We start from the raw sequence: 16,511 nt of genomic DNA, 5'->3' as shown, positions 1-16,511 counted from the left end.
GCGCGTCTGTGGGGGGTGCCCGCGAGTGCGGGCACAGCCCGGAGCGTCGCGTTCCGTCCGGGCCGAAGTAAAGACTCGGTCATGAACGGGAGTTGCTCAAGAGGTCTGACGCCTTGTCACATGCATGTCATGAGCACGCAATCCAACGAAACGTGAACGGGGGTGATCCGCTCCGCTAAGAGGGAGAAAGTATTGGCATGGACACTTCCAATCAACACGCGTAGTTGGTACGAACGTTGTGGCAGAGATCCTGCTAAAGGGAGGTTCCATGAGACGTTCCCGAATTACGGCATACGTGACCTCGCTCCTCCTCGCCGCCGGCCTCGCCCTTACCGGGGCAACGTCGGCGCAGGCATCCCAACTCGCCGCAGCCACCGGCTATGTGGCCCTCGGAGACTCCTACTCCTCGGGCGTCGGCGCCGGCAGCTACATCAGCTCCAGCGGCGACTGCAAGCGCAGCACAAAGGCGTACCCGTACCTCTGGGCCGCCGCCCACGCCCCCTCCAGCTTCAACTTCACGGCCTGCTCGGGCGCCCGAACGGGTGATGTTCTGGCGAGTCAGCTGACCCCGCTCAGCTCCTCCACCGGCCTCGTCTCGATCAGCGTCGGCGGCAACGACGCGGGCTTCGCCGACGTCATGACGACCTGTGTGCTCCAGTCCGACAGCTCCTGCGTCGCCCGCATCAACACCGCGAAGGCGTACGTCGACTCGACCCTCCCCGGTCAGCTCGACACCGTGTACAACGCCATCAGCTCCCGGGCGCCCGCCGCCCACGTCGTCGTCCTGGGCTACCCCCGCTTCTACAAGCTCGGCCAGACCTGCCTCGGCCTCTCCGAGACCAAGCGGTCCGCGATCAACAGTGCCTCCGACTACCTGAACAGCGCCCTCGCCAAGCGGGCCGCCGACCACGGCTTCACCTACGGTGACGTCAAGACGGCCTTCACCGGTCACGAGATCTGCTCCGGCAGCTCATGGCTGCACAGCCTCAACCTGCTCAACATCGGCGAGTCGTACCACCCGACGGCCGCCGGCCAGTCGGGCGGCTATCTGCCGGTGTTCACCAGCGCCGCCTGACCGGCCGAGTCCGACCGGCTCAACCGGTGGGAGTGGAGGCCCCGTCCGTCGGGGTCTCCGTCTCGCAAGTGACCGTGAACGGCACCGTGTTGGACTTCACGCTCACCGGGTCGCGGACCTCCACCCCGATCGCGTTCTCGATCGTCCCGCTCTCGTCGTACGTCGTCACGAAGACCTTGTTCTGCTTGGTCTTCCCGCCCCCCGACGGGAACGACAGCGTCCGCCAGCCCTGCTCCGGCGCCTCGCCCGTCTCCGTCACCCAGCGGTAGGAGAGCTTCGCGGGCACGCTCCCCACGGTGAAGGTCGCCGTGAAGCCGGGCGCCTCGGACTGGGGCGGCGGACAGGTCCCCGAGTACTCCGTGTCCGACCCGACCACATTGACCTCGACGGTCTGCGCCGGCTTCGAGGTCGTACCGCCGTCGTCGCCGCTCGGAGACTCGCTCGTCTCCTCGCCGCCGGAGTCACTGGGACTGTTCTTCGGCGAACTCGCCCCGCCCGTACCGGCGTTGCTCTGCTGCGTGCTGCTCCCGGCCCCGGAACCGTTGTTGTCCCCGCCGTCGCCGTTGCCGTTCAGCAGCGCGTACGTCAGCCCGGCCACCGCCAGCGCTACGGCGACGAGGCCCGCGACCAGGACGACGGCCGCGCGGCGGTTTCGGTCCGGTTCGGCCGTACGGGTGGTGGGGCGCGTGTCCGGGGGAGGGGGGCCGAACTGGCCCGCCGCCGTGGGGACGGGAGTCGGCTGCGGAGGAGTGGGAGGCTGAGCTGGCGGCTGCTGCGGGAGGCCCGCGATCGTCGGCGTGTACGGAGCCGTCGGACCGGCATCCGCACGCAGCGTGCCTCCCCCAGAGGGGGTACCCCCAGCCCCGATGATCCGCAGATCGTGCTCGGCCTGCTCGGCGCCCAGCCGTTCGGCCGGATCCTTGCGCAGCAGCCCCTCGATGACGGGGGTCAGCGGCCCCGCCCGCAGCGGCGGCGGCAACTCCTCGTCCACGATGGCGCGCAGGGTGCTGAGCGGGGTGTTCTGCCGGAAGGGCGAGTTGCCCTCGACCGCCGCGTACAGCAGCACGCCCAGCGACCACAGGTCGGACTCGGGGCCGGGCGTGCGCCCCAACGCCCGCTCGGGTGCGAGGAATTCGGGTGAACCGATGACCTCGCCGGTCATGGTGAGCGCCGAACTGCCCTCGACGGTCGCGATCCCGAAGTCGGTGAGCACGACCCGGCCGTCGTTGGACAGCAGGACGTTGCCCGGCTTCACGTCCCGGTGCAGCACCCCTGCCTCGTGCGCGGCCCGCAGTGCGGCCAGTACCTCGGCGCCGATGTGCGCGGCCCGCTGCGGGGACAGCGGTCCCTCGGCGTCCAGCTGATCGGCGAGCGAGACTCCCCGGATCAGCTCCATGACGATCCAGGGCCGGCCGTCGTCGGTCGCAACGTCGTACACCGTCACGACGTTGCGGTTGGAGACACGGGCGGCGGCCCAGGCCTCGCGCTCCAGTCGGGCGTACATCCGTTCGACGTCGGAGGTCAGCAGTCCGGCGGGCGCGCGCACCTCCTTGACGGCGACCTCGCGGTGCAGCACCTCGTCGCGGGCCCGCCACACCGTGCCCATTCCGCCCTCGCCGAGCGGCGAGAGCAGTCGGTAGCGTCCCGCGATCACACGTTCACTGCCCGGCTCTACGGACACGGACGTCCCCCCATCGCAGCCGCGCGTTCACTGGATTCGGTCTCACCGCACGTCTATACCGCACGCCGGTTTTCCGCACACCGCCTGATTTCTTCCCAAAAGTAGCTCAGCCGATCGCGGCTGCCGCCCCCTTGAGCACCAATCCGGCCCCCAGCGCCACGATGAGGAGCGCGGATCCCAGCGGCGCGGTACGCCGCAGCAGCGCGACCACCGGGCCACCGGCCAGCCCCGGACGCCGGTCGAGGAGCCGGTTCGCCCCGCTGCCCAGCTTCACGACGAGGAACCCGGCGCCCGTGAGGGTGAGCGCGAGCCCGACGCCGTACGCCAGCACGAGCAGGAACCCGAACCAGGCCTTCCCGAGCGCGGCGGCGCCCACCAGGACGACCACGGCGGACGGACTCGGCACCAGCCCACCGGCGAACCCGAGCAGGATCGTGCCGCGCACGGTCGGCGCGACGGCGTGCGTGTGGGTGAAGCCGCCGTGGGTGTGTTCGAGGGTGGTGGTGGAGTGCTTGTGCTGGTGCTTTTGGTCGTCGTGCGTGTGGTCGTGCTCGTGATCGTGGTGATGGTCGTGGTCGTGCGTGTGTGCGGGAGTGGCGGCGTGGGCGTGTGCGGTGTCCGTGTGGGCGTGCGCCGCGTGCGCGAGGACCAGTTCGCGCTCCGGTGCCTTGTCGGCGGTGTGGGTGTGGCTGTGGGGGTGTTCGTGGTCGTGGTCGTGCGAATGGTCGTGATCGTGATCGTGGTCGTGGGAGTGGTCGTGCGGGTGGGGATGAGGGTGCGGATGGGGCTGGTGCTGCTGCTGGTGCGCGCGTTCGTGGGCGCGGTGGCGCCAGGCCCGGCGCAGGAGGGTCAGGCCCGCGCCCGTCACCAGGACGCCGCTCGCCACGCCCAGCCAGGCGATCACCGAGGGCGCCGCCGCCGAACCGGCCGTCACCAGCAGGCCCAGGCCGACCACGCCGAGGGTGTGGGTGACCGTCACCGAGGCGGCCAGCGGCATGACGTCGCGCAGGCGTGCCCTGCCGCCCCGGGCGGCTGCCGTGGCCGCCATGAGGGTCTTGCCATGGCCCGGGGCGAGTGCGTGCATCGCGCCGAGGAAGACCGCGATGACCAGGGCCAGCGCGGCGAAGCCGATCGTGAGGTCGTGCCGGGCAACGAGGTTGTCCAGCGCACGGGTCCAGCGGTCCGCGCCGCGCGGCAGCACGGAGGAGGCCGGGGCGTCCTGCTCGCCGCTCTCGGAGAGCGCCGGGCCGCCCGGACCCACCTGAAGGGCGGCCGTCGCGGTGTCGGCGGGGGAGGAGAGCAACTCCTGCGGATAGCTGGTCAGTTCACCGGAGAGCGACTTCTCCGGTACGTCGGACTCGGCGAGCGTCATCCGGTCGCCCCGCGCGGTGATCTCCCGCCAGCCGGGCCCGGACTCGGTGCCCGCGCTGTGGAAACCGAGGGAGACGGTGTCCCCTTCGGCGACCTCGGGCAGGGACGCCGTGAGGTCGCACTCGACGCGCAGGGTGTTGAGGCCTGCTTGACCGGGCCGCACGCTCGCCTTGGCGCCGCCGACGGAGAGCGTGACGGCCTGACCGGCGACGGTCACCTTGCTGCCCTGCGCGGCGGTCACACACCGCTGCCCAGCCCAGTCGGTCAGGCCCAGCTTCTCGATGTCGGGCTTGGCCTGGGTCGCCGGGATCTCCGCGAGGTCCTCGACATGGGCGACGCGGAGCTGTCCCGGGGCGACGACGAGACCGTCGTACCGGTTGACGGTGAAGTTGCCGAGGGGATGCGCGCTCGCCGCTCCGGCGGGAACGACCACGAGCGCGCAGGCGGCCGCGAACACGGCGGCGCCGGAAGCGGCCAAACGACGGGGCATCACTTCGCCGCCTCCAGGGACTTGAGAGCCGTACGGGCCTTCTGGGCGCCCAACGGGGAGAAACCGGGGTTGAGTTCGAGGGCGGCGGAGAGCGAGGCGCGGGCATCCTTCGCGTTGCCCGTGGCCTGCTCGATCATGCCGCGGTGGTAGAGGAACGAGGCGTTGCGGTAGCCGGTCGCGGTGGCGCGGCGGGCGTACGGGAGCGCTTCCTCGTCCTGGCCGTTGACGTGCAGAGCCCAGGCGAGGGCGTCGGCCGTGTGCACGGTCTCGCGGCGGTCCCACTCGGCGCGGGCTGCGCGCAGCGCCGACTTCCTGTCGCCGTGGTCGGCGGCGGCGAGCGCCGTGTCCAGGTCGGCGTTGACGCCGTTGGCGCGGGCGATGGCCGTCCAGGCGTTGACGAGTGCGTACTGGTCGCGGGCCTTCGCCAAGTCGCCGTCGCCGCCCCGGACTTCGTACAGCTCACCGAGTTCGACGAGCGGGCCGGGCAGCGGGTAGCGGGCGACGAGTTCCTCCATGCCCTTGACGGCACCGGCCAGGTCGCCGTCCGCGAACTGCGCGCGGGACCGGCCTTCGAGGGCGGGCAGATAGTTGTCGTCGGCGGCGAGGGCACGGGCGTAGTACTCCAGGGCGGACTTGTACTCGCCCTGGTTCCAGGCGAGTTGCCCGAGCGCGGTGGCCACGTAGGCGACGTCCCCGCGAGAGGTGGCGGAGCCGAGCGCCCGCTCCAGCACGCTTCGCGCGGTGCCGACATCGCCGCGCAGCTCACGCACGTACGCGTACCGCGTGAAGACAGGCACCCCGGGCCGCTTGTCGTCGGCCTCGTCGGCGGCCTTCGACGCCTCGTCGTAGCGCCCGAGTTCGACCAGGGCGTCGATACGGGTGGACAGGGCGCGCTCGCTGTAGGGGTTCTGCTTGAGAGCCTGGTCCGCGTACTTCAGCGCACCGGGAAAGTCATGGCGGGCGGCGGCGAGGGCGGCGCGCCCGGCGAGGGCGGAGTCGTTGTCGGGCCGCAGCTCCAGGGACCGCGCCAGGGCCTGCTGAGCCTGCGGATAGCGGGAGGGGTCACCCTTGGTCCGGGCCTGCTCGACATAGGCGAGCCCGAGAGTGGCCCAGCTCCCGAAGTCCTTGGGCTGCGACCGGAGATGGGCCTGCAGCGAGGCGATGCTCGCGTCGAGATCCCCACTGGCGAGCAGCGCGGGCGACATCGCGGCCGGCGCCGAAGAGACGGAGGCGGTCGCGCCCCCGTCCCGAACGGCCCCCAGCACCACGGCCCCAGCGGTGAACGCCACCGCCAACGCGGCGGCACAGGCCCCGAGTTGCAGCGCCCGCCACCGCCGAGACGCCTCCCCGACCCGCCGAACGGCGGCGACACGCTCGTCGGAGGGGGCGGGGGCGGTCTCGGTGTCGCCGGTGGAGTCGGAGGCGGTGGCCTCGGTACCTGGGGCGAGGGGAGACGAAGCGGGGGACGCCTGGTCGGCGGAGACGCCCGGCTCGTTCCCGGCCGCCCCGGCGCCCACTCCCTCGTGCGAGGCTTCGGAGCCGGTGGCAGCGGGCGCTTCACCGGCGCTGTACGCGTCTTCGGCTTCCGGCGCGGTGTCGGCCGCCGGGGCTTTCTGGCTGGTGCCGGAAGCGGAGAGGTCTTCGGAGTCCTGCTCGGGGCTGTTCTGCTCGGGGTCCGGCAAGGCGCGCAGCGCGGGCGGGCGTTCTGCGTCCGTCCCGGCCGCGGCCGTTCCGCTAAGGCCGGTCTCCGGCGCGACTTCGGCCGCCGGGGCTTCCTGGCTGGTGCCGGAAGCGGAGAGGTCCTCGGAGTTCTGCTCGGAGCTGTTCTGCTCGGGGTCCGGCACGGCACGCAGCGTGCGCGGACGTTCTGCGTCCGTCCCGGCCGCGGCCGTTTCGCCAGGGGCGGTCTCCGGCGCGGTGTCGGCCGACGAGGCCTTCTGACCGGCGCCGGACACGGACAGAATTGCGGAGAGGTCGTGGGAGTCCTGCTCGGTGGCCCCCGCGGGAGCGTCGGCCGACGGGGCGCTGCCCGGTTCGGCTGCGTCCGTTCCGCCCGGGCCGCCGGGGGCCGGTGCGTTGTCGTTCGTACGCGGGGGCATGCCCTCTCCTCAGGTCGTTCAGGCGGTTGATCGGCGGATCAACCGCTTCGGTGCCGTGCGGCGCGGCCCGCGCCGTGGGGGATGGATACGAGCGGGCCGCGCCAGTTGGGGGTGGGAGCCGAGCGGTCAGTACGCCCGGTTGCCCATGTTCCGGCGCCACCAGACCACGCCGGCCGTGATCAGCAGGAACCCGGCCGCACCCGCCGCCGCCGAACCGGCGATCAGCATGGTGTCGGTGCCACCGGAGGTACCCGCCGGCTGCAGCGCGTCGCCGAGCTGGCTGCGGACGTCGTTCGAGCCGCTCGTGCCCTTGGCCAGCGGACCACGCGAACCCTCGGTCGGCAGAGCGACGTACGGGAAGTAGCTCTCGAACTTCTTGTCGTTCTTGTCGACCGCGTCGCCCAAGTCGTTCTTCGCGCCGAGGAGTTCACCCTCGACGACCTGGAGCGAGGCGTCGATCACGTCGTCCGTCAGACGGCGGCCGTTCGGGAAGCCCGCGTTGTCACCGTCGAGGACACCGAGCCGCTTGGGGCTCTTCGCCGGGGCGATCGAGGTGTTGAGACGCAGTTCCTCGGCCGGAGTCACGTGCGGCGGCTGGTTGAGACCCTCGACACCCTTGAGGAACACGTCCACCAGGTCGTTGCGCGGCTCCTTGGGAGCCGGGATCTTGTAGATCGCCTCGATGAGCTTCGGCAGCTCGGGGTTGGTCACGTTCTTCAGGAACTGGGCGTCGTCCCACGGCGAGGACGCGTTGAACTTGTCCTTGTCCTTGATCGGGTTGACGACCTCGTTCACCAGCGGCATACCGAGCCGCGAGACCTGCTTGTACTGGCCCTTGGCGTTCTCGCGCTGGGTCGTCGACCAGATGCCGACGATCGGCTGCTTCGACGACTCCACGATCATGTGCGTCGGCACCTGAAGCGCGATGGAGTTGACGTTGTAGCCCTTGAGCGTGTCGTTGCCGACCTCGGAGAGGTTCCCGCCGTACAGCAGGTCGAAGACGCGCAGGTCCAGGAAGAACGGGTCGTCGGCCTGGCCGGCGAACGTCGTCGAACCGTTCGTCAGCTTGTGGATGGCCTGGTCGCGCAGCTTCTTGTAGTCCGGCATCGACGCCTTGCCCACGTTGGACGGGGCGACCGGCACGTCGTCGGCGATCTTCGTCTTCGACTCGACGTACTGGTTCTTGAGCTTGATCATCTCGATGTCGTACGTCTGCGTGATGTTGAGGTCCTTGTCGTCAAGGCTCTCCACCGCGCCGGTGTTGTACAGGAACGTCTTCTTGTTCTTGACGTGCGTCTTGAAGGTGTAGCGGAACAGGATCTCGCCCTGCGCGTCGCCGTTGTTGTCGATGTGGATGTCGTACTGGGCGTCCTCGGCGAACTGGTAGAAGTTCGGTCCGCCGGCGGGCTCCTCGAACGGGATCCAGTTCGCGACGATCGTCGTCGTGTCGGGCTTGTCCGGGCTCACGAACGCGTACACGTCCGTGTTGTCGTACTGCGGTGTCCCCGAGATGAGCGGTGCCTCGCGGTGGCTGGAGGCCGAAGCCGTCGCGGGTATGAGCGCGGTGACGCCGGCGGCTGCGAGCCCACCGGCGGCCAGCGCACCACAAATGAGGGTCGCGATACTCCTGCGTCGCGCGCCACCCTTGGAGATGGTTGTCGTCATGCCGTCCGTCCTCACCGTGCCAACTTGCCTGACGACGGGGATTCGGAGCCCTCCCGGATGCGGATTGGTCGAACCTGAAAACTTTCTTGAAGAACTTCCCGAGGGGGTTTGGAAGGCGTTCGGAAGACGCTCGGTGGATGTTCGATGGCCACCGACCCGCACTTCGGGGCCAGTTGATCCGTACCCATCCGGAGGCGCGTTCGCTACGAATGCCTAAGGTGACGGTGACAAGCGTGATGGAGCGGGGAGGGGCCGTGTGCGGCCATAGAGAGGGGACGCGGGTGGGAGCGGACGAGCTTCTGGTACTCGTGGCCGGGGGCGACCAGAAGGCTTTCGAAGAGCTGTACGGGATCGTGTCCGGACCGGTGTTCGGTTTGGTCAGGCGCGTGGTGCGGGACCCGGCACAGTCGGAGGAGGTGTCCCAGGAGGTTCTGCTCGAACTCTGGCGCTCCGCCCCCCGGTTCGACCCCCGGAAGGGCAGCGCCCTGTCCTGGATACTCACGCTCGCCCACCGTCGGGCCGTCGACCGGGTGCGCAGCGCCCGCGCGGCCGGTGAGCGCGAGCAGCGAGAGGCCCAGCGATCCCACCGTCCCGCCTTCGACCACGTGGCCGAGGAGGTCGAGGCCGGCATGGAGCGCGAATGGGTGCGCCGCTGCCTGGACCGGCTGACCACCCTGCAACGCCAGTCCGTCACCCTCGCCTACTACGAGGGCTACACGTACCGTGAAGTGGCGGAGCGGCTCTCGCTCCCACTGGGCACGGTGAAGACAAGGATGCGCGACGGACTGACCCGGCTGCGCGAATGCCTGGGAGGTGTCGCATGAGCGTGCTCGGCAGACTGTTCCGCCGCGAGGATCTCCATTCCCTCGCCGCCCCCTACGCCCTCGACGCCCTGGAGGGCGACGAGCGCCGCCGCTTCGAGAAGCACCTCGACCGCTGCGACGCCTGCACCGCAGAGGTGCGCCTGCTGTCCGAGGACGCGGTCCGGCTGGCCTGGTCCACGGCCGCGCAGCCCCCTTTCGCCATGCGCGACCGGGTCCTGTCCGCCGTACGCGCGACTCCGCAGGAGTCCCCGGGCCACTCGCCGGGCCAGTCCCCGTCGTACGCCACCGGACGCGCGGCCGAAGCGCCCCGCCGCAAGAGCCATCAGCTGCCGGCGCATGTGTGGGGCACCGAACCGCCGCCCGCGCGCCGTGCGCCCCGCATGCGCCCCATGTTCGCCCCGTTCGCCACCCTCACGGCGGCGGCCGCTCTCGTCGTCGCCGCGCTGTTCGCCGTCCAGAACACGCAGACCCAGGACAAGTTGGACACCGCGCAGGCCCAGGCACGTGAGATTGCCGACGTTCTGGCCGCTCCCGACGCCCGGGCGACCTCCGGACGGGACGCCAAGGGGCAGGGAATCACCGCCATCGCCTCCGCTTCCGAGGGGCGCGCGGTGGTGACCCTCAGTGGGTACGGGGAGCTGCCGAGCGACCGCGTGCGCCAACTGTGGCTCATGCGCCCTGATGTGCAACCGCGCTCCCTGGGACTCTTCAAGGGCGACACGCCCTTGGTCGCGACCGGTCTCGACAAGACGGCCACATCACTCGCTGTGACCGTCGAACCCGACGGGGGCTCAGAGCAGCCCACCAGCGCACCAGTTGTCCAACTCGCCCTGGAATCGGTTGGATTCGGAGAGTAATCGTCAACACCCTTGTGGGGAAGGTGAATCCTGTGACCGCGATACACGCATGCCCCGAGGGAGCGATAGGGTTAACCTGCCCGGGCCGGGTGGACTCGTACGGGTGGGGAGTGACATGGAACAGATAACGATGCACAGCAGGGCACGCGTCCCTGCGATCACGTGCGGGAGCAGCGCCACCAAGGCGCGCCTCGACCGCCATCTCTCGGTGCTGTCGGGACCCGCCGTCCCACAGCGCGAGACGGCGGAGGCGACCTCGCTGATGCGTGAACTCACCTCACGGGACACCGTGAAGCAGCGCAGCGACCTGGGCACCCGCGTGAGCCGTCTCTCGCTCTTCGCCCCGCTGCGCCGCCTGAGCCGCACCCTGTTCGGCGGGCGCTGAGCGGACCGCCCGGCGTCCCCACGCCGGTCCGGTAGCACCGTTCACCGTCCGGTTGTTCCAGGCCCGCGCTCAGGCGGCCACACCGTCCCGGCGCAGTGCTGCGATCTCCTCGCCCGTCATCCCCACGGCACGCAGCAGCGCCTCGGTGTGCTCCCCGAGCGCGGGCACATCACCCATCCGCGCCTCGTCCCCGCCCGGCAGGGTGATCGGGGGCAGCAGCGCGCGCAACGGCCCCACCGGCGAACCCACTTCCCGCCACCGGTCCCGGGCCGCGAACTGCGGATGCTCCGCCACTTCCTGTACGTCCCTCAGCCGCGCGCAGGCGATCCCGGCACCCTCCAGCCGCGCGACGGCGTCATCGACCCCCAGCGAGCCCAGTGCCGTGGCAACGTGGGCGTCGGTCCACTCCCGGTTCCGAACCCGCGCCGCGTTCGTGGCGAACTCCGGATCGGCTCCCAACTCCGGCCGCCCGATGACCTGTTCGGCCAGCCGCCGCCACTCACGATCATTCTGTACGGACAGCAGCACCCGCCCACCGTCTCCCGTGGCGTAGGCGTCGTACGGGGCGATGACGGCGTGCGCGAGGCCGGTGCGGGCGGGGGGCGTGCCGTCGTGCATGGCGTGGTGGAGGGGGTGCCCCATCCACTCGGCGAGCGCGTCGAGCATCGACACCTCGACCGGCCCGCCCCGCCCGGTGGTGCCCCGCCGCACAAGAGCCGCCAGCACCCCCGAGAACGCGTACATCCCGGCCGCGATGTCCGCCGCCGGGATCCCCGCCTTCACCGGCTGCTCCGGCGTCCCGGTCACCGACACCAGCCCCGCCTCGCACTGCACGAGCATGTCGTACGCCCGCTTGCCGGCGTACGGTCCTGACGCCCCGTATCCCGAGATGTCCACGGCGACGAGGCGGGGGTGGGCGGCGCAGAGGGTGGCCGCGTCGAGGCCGAGCCGGGCGGCGGCGCCGTGGGCGAGGTTCTGCACGAAGACGTCGGCGCCGACGAGGAGCCGCCGTACGACGTCAAGCCCACGCGGATCCTTCACATCGAGGGCGAGGGACTCCTTGCCCCGGTTGCACCACACGAAGTGCGAGGCGAGGCCGTGGGCGGTGGTGTCGTATCCGCGCGCGAAGTCGCCGCCGTCGACGCGCTCGATCTTGATGACGCGGGCGCCGAGGTCGGCGAGTTGGCGGGTGGCGAAGGGGGCGGCGACGGCTTGTTCGAGGGCGACGACTGTGAGGCCGGTGAGGGGGAGGGGTTCCATGCGGGGGATCATGCCGGTATTTCCTCGCCCCCGCCGCCCCTACCCGTCCCATCCCTGGGGGCTGCCGCCCCCAGACCCCCGCTGTCGGCCTGAACGGCCTCGTCCTCAAACGCCGGACGGGCTGGGGGTGCCGGCCGGGGTTTGATCTTTTAGCCCGTCCGGCGTTTGAGGACAAAGGGGGTCCGGGGGCGCAGCCCCCAGGGATGGGACGGGTAGGGGCGGCGGGGGCGGAGAAACTCCCTACCCCTCGCCCTCCGCGTACCGTCGCACCGCCAGCGGCAAGAACACCGCGATCAGGATCACGCACCACGCCAGCGACCCCGCGACGGGGTGCGTGACCGGCCACGCGCCGTCCGCCGGGGTCGGTGCGTTGCCGAACAGGGTCCGCAGCGCCGTCGTCACCGCACTGATCGGGTTCCATTCGGCCAGCGTCCGCAGCCATCCCGGCAGACCGTCCGTCGGGATGTACGCGTTCGACAGCAGCGGCAGGATGAACGTCGCACCCCCCAACTGCCCCGCCGCCTCCTCGCTCCGCGACAGCAGCCCCAGATAGATCCCGATCCACGTCGTCGCGAACCGGAAGAGCAGCAACAGCCCCACCGCCCCCGCCGCCCGCAGGGCAGACCCCTCCACCCGCCACCCCACCGCGAGCCCGACCACCAGCACCGGCACGGTCCCCGCAGCGGTGACGACGAGGTCCGCGAGGGCCTGCCCCAGGGGCACGGCGGCCCGGCTGATGGGCAGCGTACGGAGCCGGTCGGTCACACCCCGGTGGGTGTCCTGGGCAGCCTGGAACATCCCGGTCATGATGCCGTTGGCGGCGGTCGCGACCAACAGCCCCGGTACCAGGAAGGCCCGGTACTCCTCCCCGGGCATCGCGAGGGCACTGCCCAGCACGTACCCGAAGAACAGCAGCATCGTGATCGGCATGGACTGGGTGAGGATCAGCAGCCCGGGGTTGTGCCGCAGCCGGCGCAGATGCCGGCCCAGCATCGCCGTGCCGTCGTACGCCAGGGCAGAGGCCATGGAGGTCGCGGACGTCGACGTGCTCACGCCGCCACCTCCTTGCGCTCCGTCAGCCGGAGAAAGACATCGTCGAGGGTCGGCGGACGCAGGCTCGCGTCGAGCAACGCCACGCCCGCCGCGTCCAGTTCACGCACCAGACGCGGAAGCGTGACCGTCGGATCGGTGGTGACTGCGCCGACGGTGAGCCGGTTCCGGTCCAACACCGGTTCCGAACCGGTGAGTTGGTCGAGAACCCCGGCCGCCCCGAGCAGCGCGTCCGCATCGGCGACCACGACCTCGGCGTACGACCCGATGAGCGCCTTGAGTTGGGCGGGCGTTCCGGACCGCGCGACCCGGCCGTGCTCCAGGAGGGCGATATCGTCGGCGAGTTGGTCGGCCTCCTCCAGGTACTGAGTGGTGAGGAGGACGGTTGTTCCCTCGTCCCGCAGACCCCGTACCGCCGCCCAGATCTGGTTCCGGGCAGCCGGATCGAGCCCCGTCGTCGGCTCGTCCAGGAACAGTACCTCGGGCCGCTCGACCAGGCCCGCCGCGAGGTCGAGGCGGCGGCGCATCCCGCCCGAGTAGGTGGACGCGGGCCGGTCGGCGGCCTCCGCCAGCCCGAAGCGGTCGAGCAGCTCGTCCGCGCGCGCCGCCGGCCCCCTGACCCGGTGCAGCCGGGCGAACATCCGCAGGTTCTCGCGGCCGGTGAGGTCCCCGTCGACCGACGCGTACTGCCCGGTGACGCCGATCCGGCGCCGTACGGCGGCCGCGTCCCGGACGAGGTCGTGCCCCGCGATCCGCGCCGAGCCCGCGTCGGGCCGCAGCAGTGTGGTGAGCAGTCGTACGACCGTGGTCTTGCCCGCGCCGTTCGGCCCCAGCAGCCCGCACACGGAGCCCTGGGCCACGGCCAGGTCCAGCCCGCGTACGGCGTGGACCTTCCCGAAGGACTTCTCCAGCCCTTCACTAAGTACAGCGTACGTAGTAGTCATGGAGTGACCATAGCGCACTACGTACGCCGTACGTAACTACGATGGGTGGTCGAGGTGATGATCAATGGCCGGCCGAGCCGCCGTACCCGAAGTGATCTGGGCGCGTCCCGAACGTGCGGGCCGTGGCCCCAAGGCCGCGTACAGCCGCGCCGACATCGCGGCCGCCGCGGTGCGGATCGCGGACGCGGAGGGGCTCGACGCGGCCTCGATGCGGCGCGTCGCGGCCGAGCTGGGCTGCGGCACGATGTCGCTCTACAACTACGTCCCCCGCAAGGAGGACCTGTACGAGCTGATGGTTGACGCGATCAGTGGCGAGCACGAGTTGTGGGAGCCGTCGGGGGACTGGCGTGCGGACATGGTGCGGGTGGCCCATCAGACGCGCGCTTTGATGGTTCGGCATCCGTGGCTGCCGCGCCTGATGTCACCGGTGTACGGCTTCAGTCCCAATGCCCTGCGCTATCTCGAACACTGTCTGACCTGTCTCGACCCGTTCGAGGGGGCGTACGGCACGAAGTTCGAGTTGATCGCGATGCTCAACGGCATGGTGACGACGTATGTCGGCAATGAGTTGGCGACGGCTGAGCGGGTGCGGTCGTTGCCTTGGTCGGAGGAGCAGGAGAACGCGGTGCGGGGTGCTTATCTCGGGGGGCAGGTGGGCGGCGGGGGGTATCCGAGGTTGGCTGCGGCGTTCATGGAGGACTCGGGGCCGATTGATCTGGAGGCGGTGTTCGAGCGGATGGTTTTGCGGGTGCTGGACGGGTTTTCGCCGCGGGGGTGAGCCGTTCGTTGCCGGGTGCGGGTCCGTCGTGGCTTGTCGCGCAGTTCCCCGCGCCCCTGAGTTGGTCAGATGAGCGTGAACTGGCCTTCTGGGCCCTCCTCTTGGTGATCCAGAACCGATGCCGGTCTGCGTGCCGTGTCTGGTACCGGGAGGACACCCGCCGCTCGCAGCTCAGTGGCCGTGATCGGGTCTGTCACCGTCAACTCCGCCTGCTGTGGGCGCAGTTCCGCCAGTAGTGCCAGTACCGTGATCAGTTCCAGCAGCTCGGAGGTCCAGGTCTGTGGCCAGGTTGTCGGGCGGATCGCCTCCAGCGTTCCCGGATCGACCGCATCCCCGATCCGTGCCGCGAACCACTCCTCCAGGACCCGCACCCCGCCCACCTCGAAGTCCCACGCCTCCGGCGGTACCGGGGAGATGCGGCCGTCGTCGACCTGGAGTGTCTCCTCGTCCCGGTCGTAGTGGACGGTGACCGGGCGGGAGGGCAACGGGGCGCGTACGTACGGGCGTCGGCCGCCGGGGAGTTTGGGGCGGTCGCCGTCCCGGCGCATCAGCCAGAGCATCCGGTGGCCCAACTCGACGCCCCGGGACCAGAGTTCGGGGTCGGCGGTGAGCGGGACGGAGAGTCCCGGGCGTACGGCGACCAGGATCCAGGCGAGGACGTCGAGCGGGTCGGGGCGGTGGCCGAGGCGGTCGGTGAGGTGGGCCGACAGGCCCGGGGCCAGGTTGGGTTCGGTGCCGCCGGGGCGTCGGTACAGCGGGCGGATCCGGCCCGGGCGGATCAGTGACAGCAGGGGTGAGGCCAGGAGCAGTGGGCCGTCGGAGGCCGGGGGAGGGGGCGGCGCCTCGACCACGAACACCTGGCGTTCGTCCGCCACCCGCCACAACTCCGGGCGGGCCGCGTCGATCAGCCGGTGGTCCGGGATCAGCCACTGTTCGTCGAAGGGGGCCCGGAGGATCCGTACGGGCTCCGCGCAGGGGCCGATGGCTCGTGCGAGCTTCTCCGTGCCGCTCTGCCGGCCCGGCAGTTGGGCGACCGCCGAGTGCGGGGTGCGTGAGCGCGTCGGTTCGAACAGGGTCTCGCGGTCCGGGCCTTCGGCCTTCAGCAGGGCGTCCCAGCGTGCTTTCAGGGATGCGGTGTCGGGGGCCGTCGGCCACCCCCGGCCCAGCCGTGGCGGTGCGACGGACCACGGCATGAGGTCCGCGAGCAGCGGAGCATCGTCGTCGTACGGCACGCTGGGCATCGTACGACGACCCCCGCCGTCCCCTGCCCTAGGTCGCATCCAGGGTCACCGTGAAGGAGAAGCGGTCGCCCCGGTAGTGGATGACGGCCACGTCCAGGACCCGGCCGCCCCCGTCGTACGCGACGCCCGTGTAGTGCAGGATCGGGCTCAGAAGGGGGACCCGGAGCAGACGGGCAGTCTCCGGGTCCGCGAGGCGGGCCTGGACCGTGTCCGTGATGCGGGCGATGTCCGCGCCCACCGCGTCCCGCAGCACCTTGGTCATCGGCCAGCGGAGCAGATCGTCGCGGTCGATGCGCTCGGCGAGTTCCGGACGGACGTAGTTGCGGGCGTGGTTGGTCGGTTCGCCGGTCTCCTCGTCGCCGCGCAGCCGGTGGTACGTGGCCACCTCCACCAAGTCCGGGAAGTACTCGGCGAGTTCGGCGGGCACGGGCGCGCTGCCGTGGTCGAGGAGTTGCGTCGTCATGCCGGACTGCTGGGCCACGATCGCGTCGACCGAGCCCAACAGCCGTACGGGAGCACCTCGTTGGGCGTCCGGCTCGATGAACGTGCCACGCCTGCGGTGCCGGCTGATCAGCCCCTCGTCCTCCAGCTCCTTCAGGGCTTGGCGCATGGTCAGCACGCTCACGCCGTAGTGGCCCGCCAACTGCTCCTCGGTGGGCAGCCGTAGCGGGTCCCGCGCCGAGCGGCCGAGGATCGAGGCGCGCAGGGACTGCGAAACCTGGTACCAGAGCGGCAGTTTGCGGTTCAGGACGATCGAGTCCGGCGCGAAGGAGGTCACGGAGGTATCCGTA

14 protein-coding genes are annotated in these 16,511 nt (G+C 70.8%); 5 read left to right on the top strand and 9 right to left on the bottom strand.

Annotated elements, in window-relative coordinates; genetic code table 11:
• Positions 1 to 268: 268 nt before the first annotated feature.
• Positions 269 to 1,075 (top strand): SGNH/GDSL hydrolase family protein, encoded by an 807-nt coding sequence (locus ACFYXF_RS41755; RefSeq protein WP_389357662.1) that lies wholly within the window; start codon positions 269 to 271, stop codon positions 1,073 to 1,075.
• Positions 1,076 to 1,094: 19 nt separating this feature from the next.
• On the opposite strand, the gene ACFYXF_RS41750 is transcribed toward ACFYXF_RS41755, so the two are convergent.
• The 4 genes from ACFYXF_RS41750 to ACFYXF_RS41735 all read right to left on the bottom strand — a co-directional run bounded on the left by ACFYXF_RS41750 (position 1,095) and on the right by ACFYXF_RS41735 (position 8,381).
• On the bottom strand, positions 1,095 to 2,756 hold the full coding sequence (locus tag ACFYXF_RS41750; RefSeq protein WP_389357660.1) for a serine/threonine-protein kinase: 1,662 nt from the start codon (positions 2,754 to 2,756) through the stop codon (positions 1,095 to 1,097).
• A gap of 106 nt (positions 2,757 to 2,862) precedes the next feature.
• Positions 2,863 to 4,617 carry a sulfite exporter TauE/SafE family protein gene (locus ACFYXF_RS41745; protein ID WP_389357658.1) on the bottom strand — a complete coding sequence of 585 codons (1,755 nt, stop codon included), beginning with the start codon at positions 4,615 to 4,617 and terminating at the stop codon, positions 2,863 to 2,865.
• Positions 4,617 to 6,716, bottom strand: a complete 2,100-nt coding sequence (locus tag ACFYXF_RS41740; RefSeq protein WP_389357656.1) for a tetratricopeptide repeat protein — start codon at positions 6,714 to 6,716, stop codon at positions 4,617 to 4,619. Before ACFYXF_RS41740 ends, ACFYXF_RS41745 begins: the two co-directional genes overlap by 1 nt.
• 126 nt (positions 6,717 to 6,842) lie before the next feature.
• Entirely contained in the window at positions 6,843 to 8,381 is a 1,539-nt protein-coding gene (locus ACFYXF_RS41735; protein ID WP_389357654.1) for a DUF4331 domain-containing protein, read from the bottom strand.
• 281 nt (positions 8,382 to 8,662) lie between these two features.
• On the opposite strand from ACFYXF_RS41735, the gene ACFYXF_RS41730 reads away from it, so the two are divergent.
• The 3 genes from ACFYXF_RS41730 to ACFYXF_RS41720 all read left to right on the top strand — a co-directional run bounded on the left by ACFYXF_RS41730 (position 8,663) and on the right by ACFYXF_RS41720 (position 10,447).
• A complete protein-coding gene (locus ACFYXF_RS41730) occupies positions 8,663 to 9,205 on the top strand; it encodes a sigma-70 family RNA polymerase sigma factor (protein ID WP_369032863.1) in 543 nt (180 codons plus the stop codon).
• The gene (locus ACFYXF_RS41725; protein WP_389357651.1) at positions 9,202 to 10,062 is read left to right on the top strand and encodes an anti-sigma factor domain-containing protein; all 861 of its coding nucleotides are present in this window, start codon (positions 9,202 to 9,204) and stop codon (positions 10,060 to 10,062) included. Before ACFYXF_RS41730 ends, ACFYXF_RS41725 begins: the two co-directional genes overlap by 4 nt.
• A 115-nt stretch (positions 10,063 to 10,177) precedes the next feature.
• Positions 10,178 to 10,447: a hypothetical protein gene (locus ACFYXF_RS41720; RefSeq protein ID WP_389357649.1), complete on the top strand. Its 270-nt coding sequence runs from the start codon at positions 10,178 to 10,180 to the stop codon at positions 10,445 to 10,447.
• A gap of 69 nt (positions 10,448 to 10,516) precedes the next feature.
• Here the strand turns inward: ACFYXF_RS41720 and ACFYXF_RS41715 are convergent, their stop codons facing one another.
• The 3 genes from ACFYXF_RS41715 to ACFYXF_RS41705 form a co-directional block, all read right to left on the bottom strand.
• Positions 10,517 to 11,719 carry a CaiB/BaiF CoA transferase family protein gene (locus ACFYXF_RS41715; RefSeq protein ID WP_389357647.1) on the bottom strand — a complete coding sequence of 401 codons (1,203 nt, stop codon included), beginning with the start codon at positions 11,717 to 11,719 and terminating at the stop codon, positions 10,517 to 10,519.
• Between the two features lie 228 nt (positions 11,720 to 11,947).
• Positions 11,948 to 12,733 carry an ABC transporter permease gene (locus ACFYXF_RS41710; RefSeq protein WP_389357844.1) on the bottom strand — a complete coding sequence of 262 codons (786 nt, stop codon included), beginning with the start codon at positions 12,731 to 12,733 and terminating at the stop codon, positions 11,948 to 11,950.
• 23 nt (positions 12,734 to 12,756) lie between these two features.
• The gene (locus tag ACFYXF_RS41705) at positions 12,757 to 13,701 is read right to left on the bottom strand and encodes an ATP-binding cassette domain-containing protein (protein ID WP_389357645.1); all 945 of its coding nucleotides are present in this window, start codon (positions 13,699 to 13,701) and stop codon (positions 12,757 to 12,759) included.
• 64 nt (positions 13,702 to 13,765) lie between these two features.
• Here ACFYXF_RS41705 and ACFYXF_RS41700 point away from each other — a divergent pair, with 64 nt between their 5' ends.
• The gene (locus ACFYXF_RS41700; protein ID WP_389357643.1) at positions 13,766 to 14,479 is read left to right on the top strand and encodes a TetR/AcrR family transcriptional regulator; all 714 of its coding nucleotides are present in this window, start codon (positions 13,766 to 13,768) and stop codon (positions 14,477 to 14,479) included.
• Positions 14,480 to 14,544: 65 nt separating this feature from the next.
• Here ACFYXF_RS41700 and ACFYXF_RS41695 read toward each other — a convergent pair whose 3' ends face one another.
• Complete coding sequence (locus ACFYXF_RS41695) at positions 14,545 to 15,720, bottom strand: type ISP restriction/modification enzyme (RefSeq protein WP_389357641.1); 1,176 nt, start codon at positions 15,718 to 15,720, stop codon at positions 14,545 to 14,547.
• A 28-nt stretch (positions 15,721 to 15,748) separates the two neighbouring features.
• Positions 15,749 to 16,498, bottom strand: a complete 750-nt coding sequence (locus ACFYXF_RS41690) for a GntR family transcriptional regulator (protein WP_389357639.1) — start codon at positions 16,496 to 16,498, stop codon at positions 15,749 to 15,751.
• Between the last annotated feature and the right edge of the window lie 13 nt (positions 16,499 to 16,511).

The sequence above is a fragment of the Streptomyces sp. NPDC002680 genome, from assembly GCF_042889145.1.
In the GTDB taxonomy this organism is placed as follows: Bacteria; Actinomycetota; Actinomycetes; order Streptomycetales; family Streptomycetaceae; genus Streptomyces; species Streptomyces adonidis.
Note: the sequence above shows the minus strand (reverse complement) of the source record. Positions and strands in the feature narration are given on the sequence as shown.

Excerpts from the sequence above, each read along its gene's own strand:
- ACFYXF_RS41725 (WP_389357651.1), top strand. The coding sequence starts at position 9,202 with ATGAGCGTGCTCGGCAGACTGTTCCGCCGCGAGGATCTCCATTCCCTC.
- ACFYXF_RS41710 (WP_389357844.1), bottom strand. The coding sequence starts at position 12,733 with ATGGCCTCTGCCCTGGCGTACGACGGCACGGCGATGCTGGGCCGGCAT.
- ACFYXF_RS41700 (WP_389357643.1), top strand. The coding sequence starts at position 13,766 with ATGGCCGGCCGAGCCGCCGTACCCGAAGTGATCTGGGCGCGTCCCGAA.
- ACFYXF_RS41705 (WP_389357645.1), bottom strand. The coding sequence starts at position 13,701 with ATGACTACTACGTACGCTGTACTTAGTGAAGGGCTGGAGAAGTCCTTC.
- ACFYXF_RS41740 (WP_389357656.1), bottom strand. The coding sequence starts at position 6,716 with ATGCCCCCGCGTACGAACGACAACGCACCGGCCCCCGGCGGCCCGGGC.
- ACFYXF_RS41755 (WP_389357662.1), top strand. The coding sequence starts at position 269 with ATGAGACGTTCCCGAATTACGGCATACGTGACCTCGCTCCTCCTCGCC.
- ACFYXF_RS41720 (WP_389357649.1), top strand. The coding sequence starts at position 10,178 with ATGGAACAGATAACGATGCACAGCAGGGCACGCGTCCCTGCGATCACG.
- ACFYXF_RS41695 (WP_389357641.1), bottom strand. The coding sequence starts at position 15,720 with ATGCCCAGCGTGCCGTACGACGACGATGCTCCGCTGCTCGCGGACCTC.
- ACFYXF_RS41745 (WP_389357658.1), bottom strand. The coding sequence starts at position 4,617 with ATGCCCCGTCGTTTGGCCGCTTCCGGCGCCGCCGTGTTCGCGGCCGCC.
- ACFYXF_RS41735 (WP_389357654.1), bottom strand. The coding sequence starts at position 8,381 with ATGACGACAACCATCTCCAAGGGTGGCGCGCGACGCAGGAGTATCGCG.
- ACFYXF_RS41715 (WP_389357647.1), bottom strand. The coding sequence starts at position 11,719 with ATGATCCCCCGCATGGAACCCCTCCCCCTCACCGGCCTCACAGTCGTC.